Source organism: Agarivorans sp. 2_MG-2023 (genome assembly GCF_030548085.1).
In the GTDB taxonomy this organism is placed as follows: Bacteria; Pseudomonadota; Gammaproteobacteria; order Enterobacterales; family Celerinatantimonadaceae; genus Agarivorans.
The window spans coordinates 425,656-440,886 of sequence record NZ_JAUORQ010000003.1; the positions used below are offsets into that span (position 1 = coordinate 425,656).

Annotated in this window: 13 protein-coding genes and 1 tRNA gene; 10 read left to right on the forward strand and 4 right to left on the reverse strand. The window is 44.4% G+C overall.

Annotated elements, in window-relative coordinates:
* Positions 1-372: 372 nt before the first annotated feature.
* The 5 genes from Q4549_RS06980 to Q4549_RS07000 all read left to right on the forward strand — a co-directional run bounded on the left by Q4549_RS06980 (position 373) and on the right by Q4549_RS07000 (position 4,610).
* A tRNA-Phe gene (locus Q4549_RS06980) sits at positions 373-448 on the forward strand.
* A gap of 147 nt (positions 449-595) precedes the next feature.
* Positions 596-1,756 (forward strand): glyceraldehyde-3-phosphate dehydrogenase, encoded by a 1,161-nt coding sequence (locus tag Q4549_RS06985; protein WP_303550539.1) that lies wholly within the window; start codon positions 596-598, stop codon positions 1,754-1,756.
* Positions 1,757-1,831: 75 nt separating this feature from the next.
* Complete coding sequence (locus Q4549_RS06990; protein ID WP_137671911.1) at positions 1,832-2,308, forward strand: PaaI family thioesterase; 477 nt, start codon at positions 1,832-1,834, stop codon at positions 2,306-2,308.
* Positions 2,309-2,578: 270 nt separating this feature from the next.
* Positions 2,579-3,319: a PEP-CTERM sorting domain-containing protein gene (locus tag Q4549_RS06995; RefSeq protein WP_303550542.1), complete on the forward strand. Its 741-nt coding sequence runs from the start codon at positions 2,579-2,581 to the stop codon at positions 3,317-3,319.
* Between the two features lie 268 nt (positions 3,320-3,587).
* The gene (locus tag Q4549_RS07000) at positions 3,588-4,610 is read left to right on the forward strand and encodes an SMP-30/gluconolactonase/LRE family protein (protein WP_303550544.1); all 1,023 of its coding nucleotides are present in this window, start codon (positions 3,588-3,590) and stop codon (positions 4,608-4,610) included.
* 74 nt (positions 4,611-4,684) lie between these two features.
* Here the strand turns inward: Q4549_RS07000 and Q4549_RS07005 are convergent, their stop codons facing one another.
* The gene (locus tag Q4549_RS07005; protein WP_303550547.1) at positions 4,685-5,161 is read right to left on the reverse strand and encodes a hypothetical protein; all 477 of its coding nucleotides are present in this window, start codon (positions 5,159-5,161) and stop codon (positions 4,685-4,687) included.
* Positions 5,162-5,499: 338 nt separating this feature from the next.
* Here Q4549_RS07005 and Q4549_RS07010 point away from each other — a divergent pair, with 338 nt between their 5' ends.
* The gene (locus Q4549_RS07010) at positions 5,500-7,653 is read left to right on the forward strand and encodes a TonB-dependent hemoglobin/transferrin/lactoferrin family receptor (protein ID WP_303550550.1); all 2,154 of its coding nucleotides are present in this window, start codon (positions 5,500-5,502) and stop codon (positions 7,651-7,653) included.
* Between the two features lie 59 nt (positions 7,654-7,712).
* Here the strand turns inward: Q4549_RS07010 and Q4549_RS07015 are convergent, their stop codons facing one another.
* Both Q4549_RS07015 and Q4549_RS07020 read right to left on the reverse strand, forming a co-directional pair.
* The gene (locus Q4549_RS07015) at positions 7,713-8,555 is read right to left on the reverse strand and encodes an HDOD domain-containing protein (RefSeq protein WP_303510274.1); all 843 of its coding nucleotides are present in this window, start codon (positions 8,553-8,555) and stop codon (positions 7,713-7,715) included.
* 84 nt (positions 8,556-8,639) lie between these two features.
* On the reverse strand, positions 8,640-9,206 hold the full coding sequence (locus tag Q4549_RS07020) for a DUF1415 domain-containing protein (RefSeq protein ID WP_303550553.1): 567 nt from the start codon (positions 9,204-9,206) through the stop codon (positions 8,640-8,642).
* A 254-nt stretch (positions 9,207-9,460) separates the two neighbouring features.
* Between Q4549_RS07020 and Q4549_RS07025 the strand changes: the two genes are divergently transcribed.
* Positions 9,461-10,219, forward strand: coding sequence for a hypothetical protein (locus tag Q4549_RS07025; protein WP_303550555.1), 759 nt, complete (start codon positions 9,461-9,463; stop codon positions 10,217-10,219).
* A 63-nt stretch (positions 10,220-10,282) separates the two neighbouring features.
* Here the strand turns inward: Q4549_RS07025 and Q4549_RS07030 are convergent, their stop codons facing one another.
* Positions 10,283-11,161, reverse strand: coding sequence for a LysR family transcriptional regulator (locus tag Q4549_RS07030; protein WP_303550558.1), 879 nt, complete (start codon positions 11,159-11,161; stop codon positions 10,283-10,285).
* A 104-nt stretch (positions 11,162-11,265) separates the two neighbouring features.
* On the opposite strand from Q4549_RS07030, the gene Q4549_RS07035 reads away from it, so the two are divergent.
* From Q4549_RS07035 to Q4549_RS07045, 3 genes are all read left to right on the forward strand, one after another.
* On the forward strand, positions 11,266-12,243 hold the full coding sequence (locus tag Q4549_RS07035; protein ID WP_303550561.1) for an aldo/keto reductase: 978 nt from the start codon (positions 11,266-11,268) through the stop codon (positions 12,241-12,243).
* A gap of 29 nt (positions 12,244-12,272) precedes the next feature.
* Complete coding sequence (locus Q4549_RS07040) at positions 12,273-13,244, forward strand: aldo/keto reductase (protein ID WP_303550564.1); 972 nt, start codon at positions 12,273-12,275, stop codon at positions 13,242-13,244.
* Between the two features lie 113 nt (positions 13,245-13,357).
* Positions 13,358-15,088: a GGDEF domain-containing protein gene (locus tag Q4549_RS07045; protein ID WP_303550567.1), complete on the forward strand. Its 1,731-nt coding sequence runs from the start codon at positions 13,358-13,360 to the stop codon at positions 15,086-15,088.
* Positions 15,089-15,231: the final 143 nt, after the last annotated feature.

Below are 15,231 nucleotides of genomic sequence, written 5' to 3' on the forward strand. Positions count from 1 at the left end.
AAATAAACAACAGTTGTTGCTCAATAAGGTTGTATACCAACAATCTTAGCAAACACTCGCCCCCTATATTTAATTACACTAATCACAGTGAAAAATACAAGGGAACAACAGCAAGCTTACCCGCTTGCTTGTGACTAACACGCTCACTCAGCATGTTAAGCCCACTCTAAAAGGCATTTACCCAATGTCCGCTAAGAGAGCAGTGATTACCCATCACTTACGTATCCAAACTAAACAAAGGCGGCCTAGGCCGCCTTTTTGTTTAATCTTTTAGCAGTTGTTGTACGGCATTTAGCCGATGCCCGATTATTTCATTTTTTTTACCATTTTCGGTTGACTTAAACCGGTAAAATTCGTTTAATAGCGCCCGTCGCCCGGATAGCTCAGTCGGTAGAGCAGAGGATTGAAAATCCTCGTGTCGGTGGTTCGATTCCGCCTCCGGGCACCACCTTTAAAAAGCCTGCATTTATGCAGGCTTTTTTCGTTTCAGGCCTGCAAACCCTAGCACTAATTTACGCTATCGCTTTAGCTTTCATCTCGCTACACTCTACCTAACTGTTTTCAGTGAAACGCTCACTATTTCAAGGAATGAAATATGCGCCTACCCGCAATACTTAGCTCCGTACCTTTGTTGTTCTCAATGGGCAACGCTCACGCCGATTTTTTCGAGCAGTTTGTTGATCCCACCGACGGAAGAATGGATGCCAGCCAATGGTTAATGGACAATGCTGTGGGCTTTTTACCGGTGCCTATCATTATTACCGACCCAGCGGTGGGTTACGGTGGCGGCTTGGTTTTGGCATTTTTTCATGAGAATGAAGAGCGCCAAAACAATCTCGTTGAAGATGAAGATCCCAATGCCCCTCTCAAACTAACTCCCAGCGTTTCAGGTTTACTTGGCTTAGCCACAGAGAACGGCACACGCGGCGCTGGCGCTTTTCACATGGGTATATGGAAACAAGACACTATTCGTTACATTGGCGCTATCGCTGGGGTAGATGCCAATATCGACAGCTTTCGCTTACCGAGTGATGGGATTATTGGCGATATACCGATTAGAGTGAACCTTAAAGGCACTTATTTACTTCAACAAATCCGTTTTCGTTTAGGTGATAGCCCTTGGTTTGCGGGTGCAAAATACTCGTATTTAGACAGTGATAGTGAATTCTCTATCGGTGACTTACCTGATTACTTAAAACCACAGTTAAGCATGAAAGATGGCGGCTTAGCCTTATTGCTTAACTATGATACACGCGACAACTCTTTTAGCCCCAACCAAGGCTTATATGGCAACGTGAGTTACGCCAAGCATGCCGATTACTTTGGTGGAGATAAAGACTACGCTATTGCCTCTGGCGAGTTTTCTGGCTTTAGCTATTTAGGTGGCAAATTTCAAGGTTCAGCGAGGCTTTCGGCATCGAGTGCCCATGGTGATACACCGTATTATGCCCTGCCCTTTATTGATATGCGCGGTATTCCAGCCATGCGCTATCAAGGAGAGCGCATGGCAACCTTACAGGGAGAGCTGCGCTACGACTTTGGTGCGCGCTGGTCTGGGGTAGTATTTGGCGGTCTAGGCCAAGCCTTTAATGCTGATCAACACTTAGGAGATACCCCCAACCGCTATGCTAAAGGCATTGGCTTTCGTTACTTAATGGCAAGACGTTTTAACTTACGCACGGGTATTGATGTCGCTCGCGGCCCAGAGGACACTACCGTTCACTTTATAGTTGGCGCAGGTTGGTCTGATTTTTAAACTAAAAAGCACCAAATGTTGACTTTTTGTTAACAACAAGCTCTACTGGTAAGACCTCTTAACTAAGGAATAGTTATGCTTCCCAGTATTCGCAAGGCCAACCTAATGCTCAGCTTGTTTGGCATGTTTAAGGTTCCGTTAATTTGGTACTGCCGCCCCAAGATTTTAGCCATGGACGAACAAAAAGTAGTGGTAAAGATCCCACTTAAGCGCCGTACTAAAAATCACTTAAACAGCATGTACTTTGGCACCTTAGCTGTGGGAGCGGATGTAGCCGGTGGCTTTTTAGCCATTGCAAAAGCTGAACAACATGGCAAAAAGGTGTCTTTGGCTTTTAAAGCAGTAGAGGGGAAATTTTTAAAACGCCCTGAAGCCGATGTGATTTTTACCTGCACCGACGGTTTACTGATTGATCAAATGCTTGAGAAAACCATGGCCAGTGGCGAACGTGTAAACCAAGCTGTTACTATCGATGCCACTTGCCCAAGCATTAGTGGTGACGACATTGTAGCGACCTTCTCACTCACTTTGTCACTTAAAGCGGTTCAATAAATTCATCGCGATGCTTACCGGTTAAGTGTCGCATTCATAGCTTTTTCGAACTTGGCTTAACATTCAGACGCTGTTCATTCTACCTCCCAGCTCCCCCCTTTAAAAACGCCCTTTTGCAAAGTGAAAATGCTGCTAATGCCTCCGCTTAGAAAGCTCATGTACACCTTCTAACACGCTGAATAATTTAGAGATAAAAAACATGGCACGAAACTGGATATAACTTACTCAACAAGGCCTATTTCGGCCATTAGTAAGTTACCGAGGTACACCATGAAATCAGCAAAAAGTCGCAAACTAAACCAGTTAACTATCGGCTTTGTTGTTATTGCCGCAGTGCTTAGCTTCTCCAGCCACGCAGGTATTATTTATACTATTGAAGCACCAGGGATTCAGAGCTCGCAGGTAGGCGGGACCTTGCAAACCGAAACCTTTGACAGCTTAGCTAAAAGTGGCCTGAACAACGGTCATCAAACCGATTTTGGCGATTACTCCGTCGATAAAGGTACTGCAAAAGTGGTTAACTTCGGTGTGTATGGTGGCGCTTATGGTGAAGGTAAGTACTTATTTATTCCCAATAAAAGTTCAGTGACCTTAGATTTTAACCAAGCCATGGGATACTTTGGATTTTGGTGGAGCGCAGGAGATAGCGGTAATCAACTCAGTATTACTACTCAATCTGAAAGCTTAAGTTTTGTTACTAACCAAATTTTAGATGCGGCAGTATTAGAACCCGAACATTACGGTAGCCCAACCAGCGTAAGCGGCAACAAACGCGAACCATACGGTTATGTGAACCTATTTGCAGAAAGCAAAGCCGACAAAATTACGTCTATTCAATTTTTTGGCCGTAATTTCGAAACCGACAATCATAGCGCAAGCTTGCAACTACAAACCATCACTGGACGTTCATTGTCGCCAGTTACAGTGCCAGAACCAAACACATGGTGGCTAGTCAGCTTAGGATTGGTATTGTTAGTGTTCAGTCGAGTGAAGCGAAACAGAAAAGCTTAACTTAACGGTAACTGACACAGCTCTAAGCAACGACTTAACTCGCTTAGAGCATCCGCTTAACCAAGCCTCCTCCCATCTTCAGCACGTTTAACGCTATCTTCTTAAAAATTGTTCAACCAAATAGAATCAATTAACGCCTCATTAATAAAAGTAAAATAACATTACAGCTTGATATATTTAACGCATGGCTACAAAATGGACAACCAATTTCATTAATTGGATAACCTGTAGAAAGATAACGATTTTCACTGTGATTAAAGGACTAAACATGCGAACTGCGTTTATTCTCGCCGCTACTCTCACCGTCAGCGCTTGCGCTACAACTCAGCAAAATACTCAACTTGAAGATGCATTAGAAACAACCGGATCGATAGAGATCATCAACCAGCAAGCTCTTAGTTACCTCGCTGAAGATGCCAAAATTAGTATTCGAGGAAAAGGGTACCGCTGGACAGAAGGCCCTGTTTGGATTGCCGAACAAAACTATTTACTGTTTTCTGATATCCCCAACAACACGGTAATAAAATACCAGCCGAATCAGGGGACTTCTGTTTATTTGGCGCAGTCTGGTGCGAGCGGTTTATATGAAGGTGATTATGGTCAGGGCGCTAATGGTTTATTGCTTAACGATGAAGGCCAACTCGTCCTCCTGCAGCAGGGAGATCGCCGAGTAGCGATAATGGATGCTCCTCTAACATCACCGAAAAGCGAATTTATAACTTTGGCCAGCCACTATCAAGAAAAGCGCCTAAATAGCCCTAATGACGCGGCCTACCATAGTGACGGTAGTTTGTATTTTACCGATCCACCTTACGGCTTAAATGCCGGTATGGATGATCAACGTAAGGAAATTGACTACCAAGGTATTTACCGCTTAAACAGCAATGGTGAAGTAAGCCTATTGGATAAGAGCGTGAATTTTCCAAACGGTATTGCATTGTCCTTAGACGAAACGACTTTATATGTTGCGGTGTCTGATGATGCCCACCCTCGCTGGTTAGCCTACGATCTTAACGCTGATGGAAGCATTGAAAATAAGCGTATGTTCTATAACGCTAAAGCGCTGATTGGTGTAGAAGGAGAGCAAGGCCTGCCAGATGGCATGGTAGTGCATTCAAGTGGTAATATTTTTGCTTCTGGCCCTGGTGGCGTGTGGCTGTTTAGCCCTAAAGGAGAGGTACTAGCAAAAATTCGCACCGGTAGGTTAACCGCCAATTGCACCCTTTCAGCGGATGAAAAAACACTGTTTATCACCGCTCACGATACCTTATTGTCTGTGCCACTGTTATAAGCTGAGTCTGCATTAGCGGAGCAATCTCGAAAGTATGTTGCTCCGTTGAATGCTGATATTAGCGGTCCCGCTATTTACTCAGTAGAATTACTTAGCAGCCACTTATTACCTTTTAAATCTAAAAAATCTCGGCCTATTTTCAACACCATAATTTTACGCTCGGCCTCACTGTCCAGATAAGCGCCCGCAGCAACCGTAGCTTGCGGATTTTTAGCTAACATTAGCCCTCCCGCCATGCGTTTCCCCGCCACTACATTGCCGCCTTCCAATACGCCCATTTCAATCACTGACGGGGCATGGAAATACCAGTAATCATCGTCTTCGGCTTCCAGCGCATACTCACCTTGTAAAAAACGTACCCCACGCTTTCCTTGTTGAGCACTGTCTAACCACACAACTGCATCAGTAAAACTTAGGCTACGAGTTGGCATTTCTATCACACTCACTAAGCGCTCTTCAAAGCCAGAGCCCACTCCAACTGATTTACAGCCACTCAGCAGTAAAACCACTAAGCCAATCATTAGTATGCTTAGACTATTTTTATTGTTCACCACTTTACTTCCTTATTTGGGTTTAAACGCCAATGCGCCGCCAAGCAACAAATAAACACTCCTTAACGTCACTAACAACTCAATACTACTCAGATTTAAAGTAGCACAATTGCTATCAATGCGATTGACGAGTTAACCCATCACCTTTAAACACATTTAATAAAACCATTTATTGCCCAATCGGCCGCTAAACCACTATTGCAATGTGGTTTTCTGTAAATAGCCAAAGTTCCTATTCATAAAACTATAATTAAATGCAAATGATTTTAATTCTCATTCGTATTATGTATAGTGCGCTTTAATTACACTTTACAGGATAAGGACAAAGCCTGGTTTTTATGAAAACACTCAATCGCACACTCATTGCCAACGCAATAATACTCAGCTTAAGCCCAGTCGCCATGGCTAATTCCAACAGCACCATGTTTGATGAAGTGGTCGTGTCGGCAACCCGTACTGAGCAAAATCTTAAAGATGTTTCATCTAGCGTAAGTTCTGTTAGCTCAGAGCAACTAGAGAAGCAAATGGCTAACGATTTAAACGATGTAGTACGTTATGAGCCAGGCGTTACCACAACAGGCCAAGGTAGATACGGCACTAGCGGGTTTAACATTCGAGGCCTTGATGGTAGCCGTATCAAACTGATGGTTGACGGTATTGAGCAACCAACAGCCTACAACCCTGGTGGCGACGTAATGAACAAGGGACCAAACTCCTATGAGATTGATACCTTAAGTGCTGTAGAAATTAACAAAGGCCCGGCCTCTAGTTTGTATGGTAGTGACGCCTTAGGTGGTGCGGTACTACTACGCACTAAAAATCCTGAAGATGTATTAGACGAAGGCGATGCTAATCACGTAGCGATAAAGGCTGGCTATAACAGCTCGAACGAAGCTTACAAAACAACCCTAGAACTGGCCAAGCGTTACCAAAACTGGGAAGGCTTAGCTATTTATACGTATCGTGATGGCAGCGAAACCCAAGCCCACTCTTCTGGTGCGGACATCAATGGCCGAGATCGTGGTCAAGCCGATCCTTATGACTTTGACTCGCATAACTTGCTATTAAAAGCCAATTACCAGCTAAATGAAGCGCATACATTTGGTGTAGTTGCCGAGTTGTTCCAACGCCAATCTAAAGGGCAAATACTGAGCAATGAAGGCTACACCATTGCACCAGGCTTTACCTATACCAATGCTAACAGTGAAGACGAAGATAGCCGCAGCCGCGTAGGATTAAATCATACCTGGACAGCCAATAATCTCGCCTTTGATGACGTGTTTTGGCAGCTAAGTCATCAACAAAGCAAGTCTGAGCACAATAACTACGACACCACCGGTTTTTACGGCAGTCGCAACCGCGAGCGTAATGGCGAAGACAGTAGTGTGCAGTTTGATGCACAATTTAATAAATTACTCGAATTTGCTCACGGTAGCCATGAGCTAAGCTATGGTTTAACTGCCATTAATAGTGACTTTGAGCTAGATTACCGCACCCACTACTTTGATACCGGAACGGTTGACCCAGGAGCCCCAGAGGTGCCAGCAGCAGATTCCGAAAAGCGCGGTATATTTATTCAAGATCATATGTACTTGCTAGATGAGCGCTTAGTGGTAACCGCAGGTCTGCGTTATGACGACTACCAAGCAACTCCAGATGCGAGCAGCGGCTTTGAACAACATAACAGTGATGCACTTACCAAACGTTTAGGCGCGGTTTACCATTGGAACCAGCAGTTCAGTACCTTTGCGCAATACAGTGAAGGTTTTAGAGCCCCTACCTTACAAGAGCTTTATTACGCATTTGATAACAGCGGTCATGGTTACGCCACGTTATCTAACCCCAACCTTAAGCCAGAAGAGAGCCAAAGTTACGAGTTAGGTTTACGGGCAAATACCGATGCGTCTAGCATGGAACTGGTGGGTTTCTTTAACGACTACACTAACTTTATTCAATCGGTAACCGATTACAGCGATCCAAGCTACCCAGCTGGTATCACCGTCAACGAAAATATTGGCGAAGCTGAGATTTACGGAGTGGAGTTTAAAGGTCACTACTGGTTAGATGATGCCTTTGGTGCGCCTAAAGGCACCTATAGCCGCTTAAGCGTGGCTTACGCCCAAGGTAAAAACAAAGAAGACGGCAGCTCGCTTGATTCAGTCGCACCGCTCACTGCAGTGTGGGGATTAGGTTACGATCACAGTGACGATCTTTGGGGAAGCACCTTAAACCTTACCATGGTAGCCGCCAAAAAAGACGGTGATTGGGCAGCAGAAGATAATGCCCACGCACCTGGTTACGCGTTACTTGATTTAACGGCTTATTATCAGCCAGTAAATGACTTAGTGCTGCGCGCGGGCTTGTTTAACGCTCTCGACCAAAAGTACTGGAGTTACACCGATTTAGATGGCAAAGACTCTGACTATCAAGGTTTAGACCGTTACACCCAGCCCGGCAGAAACTGGGGAGTAGATGTAGCCTACAAATTCTAGGCAACACAAACTAAAAAAGGCTAGCCACTAGGCCAGCCTTTTTGTTTAGCTTTTATCGCTTAAGCTTGGGTATCAGCCACTGCATTCAACACATCTTCTAACTGCTGGTCTTCCATATTCAGAAAAGCCAATAAGCCGTCATAACTCTCTTGCCAGGCTTCTTCTTCACTGTTCACACCTAGCTTACGGTAAGCCACAATACGGGCAATTTTTAGAATCGCTAACATCAATAAAGACGACTTAGTCAGCTCTTGCGAACCAAATAAACCATCACTATCATGCTGATAATAAATCGCCTCTATCATTACCTTAGGTAAGCTCCATTGCTGGGCAATTAGAGCAGCAACGGTGGCATGGGTAGTCCCATATCTAATTCGCTCTTGTTCCGCCAGTTTTCCCCAGCCCATGTCATTGGCTTCCGCTAGCATTCTTTCGTATTCAGGAAAAGACTGAAGCAATGCAGGAACGCCTGCTTGATGGAACAGCCCTAACATGTAGGCGTTATCTTTGGCTGATTCAAACCCCAGTTCTTCTGCGGTAGCAGCTGCGCAACTGGCTAACAGATTGGCTTCTAACCAAAATGCGTCCAACACCTTAGATGCCGGCATAGCTCCCTTTAAAGCCACTGCCTTAACAATAGGAAATACACGATTAATCCCTAAGGTCATCACCGCTTGGTGAATCGATTTAATCTCGTTTAGGCGACGAAAAGCCGCAGAGTTAACAATTTGTAATACTGCACCAGAGATCCCTACATCACTGGCAATGGCTTCGGCAATTACCGATACATCTGGCTCAGCTTTTTTGGTCTCTTGAGTGATAGTTAATAACACTTGAGGGCGCGGTGGAATGGTTAAATCCGCCAAAATTGCTTTTTCGGCCGCCGTTATAGTTAAGGACATATCACCTCCTGTAAAATTATTCGGCACAGAATAGATAATTTACCCAGCAATATCAAAAAGATATACAAGAGTTTTTATTCTAAATCAGTTTTTGCAGCTCGCTAACAACTGTTTAAGCGCTGCACTCCCCAAATCCTCGGTGACTTGAATATTTCGATCAGGGATCCCTTCAGGGTCTGGATGAAGTTTAGTTAACCTACTGATAGTTTTCTCACGAATCAGGTGCAAAGTGGCATAAGGCGAGCGGTTAGTATAATTACTGGGCTCATTTGCTGTTTCACCTGCAAAGCAATAATCAGGATGAAAACTCGCTAGTTGATATACTCCATCATAACCCTGCTTGCTAACGAGCTGCTCTGCCCAGTTGAGCATATCCAAATAGTCATGAAAGTCTTGCAGCGCTGGCACAATAAACATGGTGGTTTCAATGTCTGCTTGCTCATCAAGCAGTTGGCATTCTGCAATCAATTGCTGCAGCAGGTTTTCAACATCATCACTGCCATTAACTGCATACCGGATACTTCCCCGCTCTACTTCACGCTTAGCAAAAGGGCAAATGTTGTACTCAACCACAAAACTTTTGACCCACTGTTTAGTATGCTGCTGATAGTGCTCGTCGCTTAACTGAGCGGTGCTGGGTGAGTCTGTCATCTAGGTTTCCTGTAGAATCATTGAGTCTTGCAATATCAAGGTATTGACGATCTTAATCTGCGACGGCTGCAGCTGTAAACCTATCTGGCAACTAAATAGTTTTCAACCCATCACTAATGGCTATCGCCTCCCTGTAGAAGTTTAATATTTCAATCAAGTTACATAAATCATAATTGTATTACAAAACTGTATTTGCGTTAGCCATTTATGAGGCGTAGATTAATTTCACATTAATTTTATAGAGGGATTAGATAATGCAGTTTTCTAAACTCTGTGTTTCTTCTGCGTTAATTGCCATGTTAAGTAGCTGTGGAGGAGGCAGTGACTCACCTTCACAAGTCGTTCTATTAGACTCATTTCAAATCTCCAGCTACGACTTCGTAAAAAGTGATTCAGATCTGTCTTCGATAGAAATAAAAGCCCAATACGATAGCGCAGTAGAAGGCGTGGTGAACAAAACCATTTACGATGGTCCCTTATTTGGCGGGTCGTCGCTGTCACCCATCAATGTTATAGCTAATCCAAATAGCAGCTATACGGTAGATATGAGCTTAATCGATAGCAATAGCCAAATGGTGCTAGCCTCCGACACTATCGTTGCTTCAGACGCTGCAAAAAAACTAGTGTTTGCCTTTGGCGATACCAGCAAAAACCTTTACCAATTTTCTGCAGAAAACGCTCCAGAAAAAGACTACACCACAGAAAAAGTACCGATATACGTTGTTAATGCGCGAGATATGGAGCAGGTGGAAAGCTACAACATCTTAGTTGATGGCTCACTTGAAGCCGACAATGTGCCAGTGCGCAAACTATCCTCAAAACTTCTATTATCGCCTTCGCAGCAATCAATCATGCTGAGCTTAACACGCAACGGCATTGAGCTTGATCGCTGCGAGCTAGGTACAGATTCGGATGGCGACGGCACGACAAACTGGGCAGACACCGAGTGGCTAGTAACGTTTCTACCTGAGGGGAAATGCCAACTCAATAACTTAGACATATTTAACCAATAAGCCAAGAGCAAACAGGGTAATTAAGCATAGCTAGCAGGGAGTATTCTCGACCGCTACCGCTCGCTAAATAGGGTGAGCAACTGCGTAAGCCACTAACCAGTCGGCGAGCATACTCACTCGTTTGGAACGAAAACGAGCAGGAGGAAACACCATCCACAATGGTTGGCTAAGCTCTTGCCAATCCTGCAGCACTGCTTCTAAACTCCCCTCAGCTAAGGCCTCACGCAAATACATCTCGTGAGTACGAATAAGGCCTAAACCTTGTAAAGCGGCTTGTTTAAGCACATGACCATTAGGGCATGAAAAAGGCCCGCTCACCGTAGTCACTAGCTTTTGCTCCCCTTGCACAAAGGGCCACTGAGAAACCGTGCCACACACGCACTGGTGCTGCTTTAGTTCATCTGGGTGCTTCGGCTTGCCATAACGCTCAAAATAGCTTGGACTGGCCACTACATAGGTATTCAGCTGGCTTAGTATTCGCACCTGTAAATTGGAATCTGGCAGCGCCCCCATTCTAAACACGATATCAAAAGGGGAAGACAGCAAATCTTCCCGTTGTGAAGACAAGTCCAGCTCTATATCAATATTTGGGTGTTCTTGGCGAAACGCCATCAAAGCAGGCGCCAACCACTGCTCGGCAAATATTCCCCCTAACGAATTAATCACGACTTTACCTTGCAAGTGATGCTGTAACTGCTGAGCAGCTAACGCGCCATCCTCTAACAACTCTAAACCTTGCCGGCAGCTTTGATAGTAGCGTTCGCCCGCTTCGGTTAAACGTAGTTTACGGGTAGAGCGATATAAGAGCTGTACACCTAAGCGTGTTTCTAAATCACTCACTCGCTGACTAATACTAGCCTTAGAGCTGACCAATTTTTCAGCCGCAGCGGTAAAGCTTCCCTCTTCTACTACCCTGACAAAATCGAGTACGCCGTTAAACATATTAATCCAATTTCCTGAACAATTAATTTCAATAATAATGAATTATCAAACTAAATAAAATACGTACACTATCCCAATGCTCTTTATTCAAATGGAATACCACTATGCAAAACAGACTATTAGGCAAAAGCGGCTTAGCAATCACCGAGCTAGGATTAGGGTGTTGGCAGTTAGGCGGCGATTTTGGCCCGATTAGCGAGGCAGACTCGTTGGCGATTTTAGATCAAGCCTACCAAAGTGGTGTGCGCTTTTACGATACCGCCGATGTATATGGTGCTGGCTTAAGTGAGCAAATACTTGGAAAGTTCTACCAACAGCATAACGATATTTGCATTGCGACCAAGGTAGGACGCGATGCCAGTTTATTTCCAGACAAATATACTAAGCAAGGATTACAACAGGGCATAGAATCAAGCTTACAACGACTAGGCGGCGATTCAATCGGCTTAATTCAACTACACTGTATTCCTTACCCAGTAATGCAAGATGGTGAAGTATTTACTTGGCTACAAGATTTTAAACAACAAGGCTTAATCCAACATTACGGGGCCAGTGTCGAGTCGATGGATGAAGCGAAGCTGTGCTTGAACGATCCTCAGCTTACCAGCTTGCAACTGATCATTAATATCTTTAGGCAAGATGCACTAAGCGAAGTGCTTAATCTAGCGGAGAAGAAAAATGTGGGAGTAATTGCGCGTTTACCCTATGTCAGCGGCTTGTTGAGCGGCGCAGTTACCGCACAACGAACTTTTGCTGACAGCGACCACCGAAATTACAACCAAAATGGTACCGCCTTTCATGTAGGTGAAACCTTTGCAGGCCTACCGCTTGAAAAAGCCCTCAGCTTGGTAGAACAGCTTACGGCTCTGTTGCCAGACAACCGCCCTATGGCCGAGTGCGCCATTCGCTGGTTGCTCGACCAACCTCAAATTACCAGTGTTATAACTGGGGCCAGTAAACCACAACAGATTAAACAAAATGTTACATACGCTCAGCAAGCACCGCTAAGTAACGAGCTACACACACGTTTAGCCAACTTTTACCAACAGCACGTTAGCCCTTGGGTGCGCGGTAATCGATAACATTAGTTCACTGAGTAAAGGAAGCGACGATGGAAATGCGACAGTTAGGACCATGGCAAGTCAGCCCAATGGGCTTAGGATGCTGGGCAATTGGCGGGCCGTTTTATGATCTCGACAACAACCCCTGCGGCTGGGGCGAAGTAGACGACAAAGTATCAATAAAAGCTATTCATGCAGGTATTGATGCGGGAATAAACTTCTTTGATACCGCTGCCGTTTACGGTGCAGGATATAGCGAGCAGGTATTAGGCCAAGCCTTAGAAGGTAAGCGCGAAAAGATAGTGTTAGCCACAAAATTCGGCGTTGACTTTGACACCACAAGCAAGTCAATCACTGGCAGTTTTCATGAACAATCAAACATCATCAAGCACTGTGAAGCTAGCTTAAAACGGCTCAATACTGACTACATCGATGTGTATCAATTACACCTCAATGATTTGCCTTTAAGCCATGTAGATGAGGTGCTACTCAGCCTAGAAAAACTGGTAGAAACGGGCAAGATCCGTCGATATGGCTGGAGCACAGATCACCTAGACCGTGCTGAAGCGTTTAGCCAAGGTAAGCACTGCGCCGCCATACAGTTCCAAAATAACGTACTAGACCAAAACACGAGGCTTACTCACTTCTGTTTTGAGCATAAATTGGCGGCAATTAACCGTGGTCCCTTAGCTATGGGTCTTTTATCTGGAAAATATCATAGGCAAGCTATTTTAGATCCTAAGGATATTCGTAACATCAATCCGGAATGGCTTAAGTACTTCAACAATGGCAAAGCTTCTCTCGCGCTTTTAAGCAAACTTGAGGGCATACAATCTATTCTCACAAGCAATGGAAGAACGCTTATTCAAGGCGCGCTCGCATGGATATGGGGTTCTTCAAGTAACACTCTCCCCATACCCGGTTTTAGAACAGTCGAACAAGTTGTTAGCAACGCAAAAGCGATGGAACATGGAGCTCTAAGTACCGCTCAAATGCGGGAAATTAAGCAACTACTCAACTAAAATAGAGCTAAACACCTAAATTTTAAGAAAAAATCAATATTCATCTATCGGTCATATTTCTGTAAATAACTACTGCTAAACATATTTAAACAATGAATATAGGAAGCGGCAGGATGCGAGCTCAGTTACAGTTGGAGTTTAACGATCTAATTAGACAACAAAGCATTAATACCGCTTTCCAAACAATTTGGGATCATAACAACAACCAAGCCTTAGGTTATGAAGCCCTGTCGCGCGGACCAACAAATAGCTACTTTCACTCGCCTCTAGCGCTTTTTGAGTTTGCTCGTCAATCGAGTCAACAACATGAGCTGGAACTTCTCTGCGCTCAACTTGCTAGCCAACGCTTCGATAAGCAGAATATACAGGGCCATTTATTCATAAACTTTTCGCCCGATACTTTACTGTATATTTACCAGCAGAACGGCGCACTCTACTTTAAGCAACTCATCCCAGCCAATGGTCAATTAGTCATTGAGCTCACCGAGCACCTTCCCATCTATGTAGATGAAGCTCTTCTGGAATGCGTATCAGATTTACGTAAACTGACGATTTCATTTGCTTTAGACGATTTTGGCGCAGGTTACGCAGGCATAAAGACTTGGTTACAACTCAGCCCCGAATATCTAAAGCTCGATTGTTTTTTTTGCGAACAGTTGCTTGAGAATGGCAAAGTCGGTATAGCGATTACCGCAATGGTTAACCTAGCAGAACAAATTGGCAGCCAAGTCATCGTAGAGTGCATTGAAAATGCCGAACAATACCAGCAGCTAGTAAACCTAGATATCCCCTACTTACAAGGCTTTCATATTGCCCGCCCTACCTCTAAGCCAAAGCAACGTGAAACAGCACCTGCCACCCCAATTAACAGCGAACCCTATACAGCACTTTCTTTAGCAACTATAGCTAGCACTGTTGTGCCAGAACTGTCCTCAAAAGAACTGCTAAAGACAATGCTAGAAGACAAGTCTATTCACTCACTGCCGGTGGTAAATAAGCATCAACAAGTCTTAGGTTTACTTAAGCGTGAAGAGCTACTATCTAGATACTCAGGGCCCTACGGACACTCGCTCAATCAACGAAAAACTGTGGCCGATCTTATGGATACCAAACCTCTTATTGTTGATGTTAATACCAGTTTGAGCGAGATAGGTCGTAAACTTAGTCAGCATACTGTTAGCGGTTTAGATGCCTCTTTCATTGTGACCCAAGATAATCACTATTACGGTATAGGTTTAGCCGTAGATGTGATGCGCAAGTTATCAGACTACAAACTACAACTTGCACGCTATGCAAACCCACTAACAGCTTTACCCGGTAATGTCCCCTTACAACGTAGTCTAAATAACTTAATCGCCGCTAATCAAAGCTTTGATCTTGCCTACTTTGATCTCAATAACTTCAAACCGTTTAATGATATTTGTGGTTATGAACGAGGCGACCGTATGATCAAACTTGTCGCAGAATTATTAAGGTTACACTTATGCCGGCATGCACATTTTATTGGGCACCTCGGTGGTGATGACTTTATAGTGATTTTTACCCGACAAGGCTGGCAACCGTCGGTACTGCAATTGCTCAATCAGTTTGATTCTCGGCGAGAACCACTTTATCGCCAAAAAGACTTAGATGCTGGCGGAATTGTCGCCAAAGACCGCGAAGGCCAGCAGCGTTTCTTTCACTTAACCGGTTTAGCTGTAGGAGTCACACGCTGGACAAGCGCAACTCAACTAAGCATCCAGGAGTTAAGTGAACGTGCCAGCCTTGCTAAGAAGCAAGCCAAAAAAAACCACTGGTCTACCTTGTATGTTCAAGAGAGTGATGAGCGGGAAAGGGTAGAATAAAGCTCATGTAAAAACACAGAGTAAATTGCCTCGAGCGATAAATCGCAGACAATAAAAAACCCCACTGTCTTGCGACAATGGGGTCATCTAATAAGAGCCTGGCGGTGACCTACTTTCACATGGGGAAACCCCACACTATCATC

What these genes read in the sequence shown, in the direction of transcription:
- Q4549_RS07015 (WP_303510274.1), bottom strand. Translation starts at nt 8,555, where the DNA reads ATGTCCTTAACTATAACGGCGGCCGAAAAAGCAATTTTGGCGGATTTA.
- Q4549_RS07000 (WP_303550544.1), top strand. Translation starts at nt 3,588, where the DNA reads ATGCGAACTGCGTTTATTCTCGCCGCTACTCTCACCGTCAGCGCTTGC.
- Q4549_RS07020 (WP_303550553.1), bottom strand. Translation starts at nt 9,206, where the DNA reads ATGACAGACTCACCCAGCACCGCTCAGTTAAGCGACGAGCACTATCAG.
- Q4549_RS07025 (WP_303550555.1), top strand. Translation starts at nt 9,461, where the DNA reads ATGCAGTTTTCTAAACTCTGTGTTTCTTCTGCGTTAATTGCCATGTTA.
- Q4549_RS07010 (WP_303550550.1), top strand. Translation starts at nt 5,500, where the DNA reads ATGAAAACACTCAATCGCACACTCATTGCCAACGCAATAATACTCAGC.
- Q4549_RS07035 (WP_303550561.1), top strand. Translation starts at nt 11,266, where the DNA reads ATGCAAAACAGACTATTAGGCAAAAGCGGCTTAGCAATCACCGAGCTA.
- Q4549_RS06995 (WP_303550542.1), top strand. Translation starts at nt 2,579, where the DNA reads ATGAAATCAGCAAAAAGTCGCAAACTAAACCAGTTAACTATCGGCTTT.
- Q4549_RS07045 (WP_303550567.1), top strand. Translation starts at nt 13,358, where the DNA reads ATGCGAGCTCAGTTACAGTTGGAGTTTAACGATCTAATTAGACAACAA.
- Q4549_RS07030 (WP_303550558.1), bottom strand. Translation starts at nt 11,161, where the DNA reads ATGTTTAACGGCGTACTCGATTTTGTCAGGGTAGTAGAAGAGGGAAGC.
- Q4549_RS06985 (WP_303550539.1), top strand. Translation starts at nt 596, where the DNA reads ATGCGCCTACCCGCAATACTTAGCTCCGTACCTTTGTTGTTCTCAATG.
- Q4549_RS07040 (WP_303550564.1), top strand. Translation starts at nt 12,273, where the DNA reads ATGGAAATGCGACAGTTAGGACCATGGCAAGTCAGCCCAATGGGCTTA.
- Q4549_RS06990 (WP_137671911.1), top strand. Translation starts at nt 1,832, where the DNA reads ATGCTTCCCAGTATTCGCAAGGCCAACCTAATGCTCAGCTTGTTTGGC.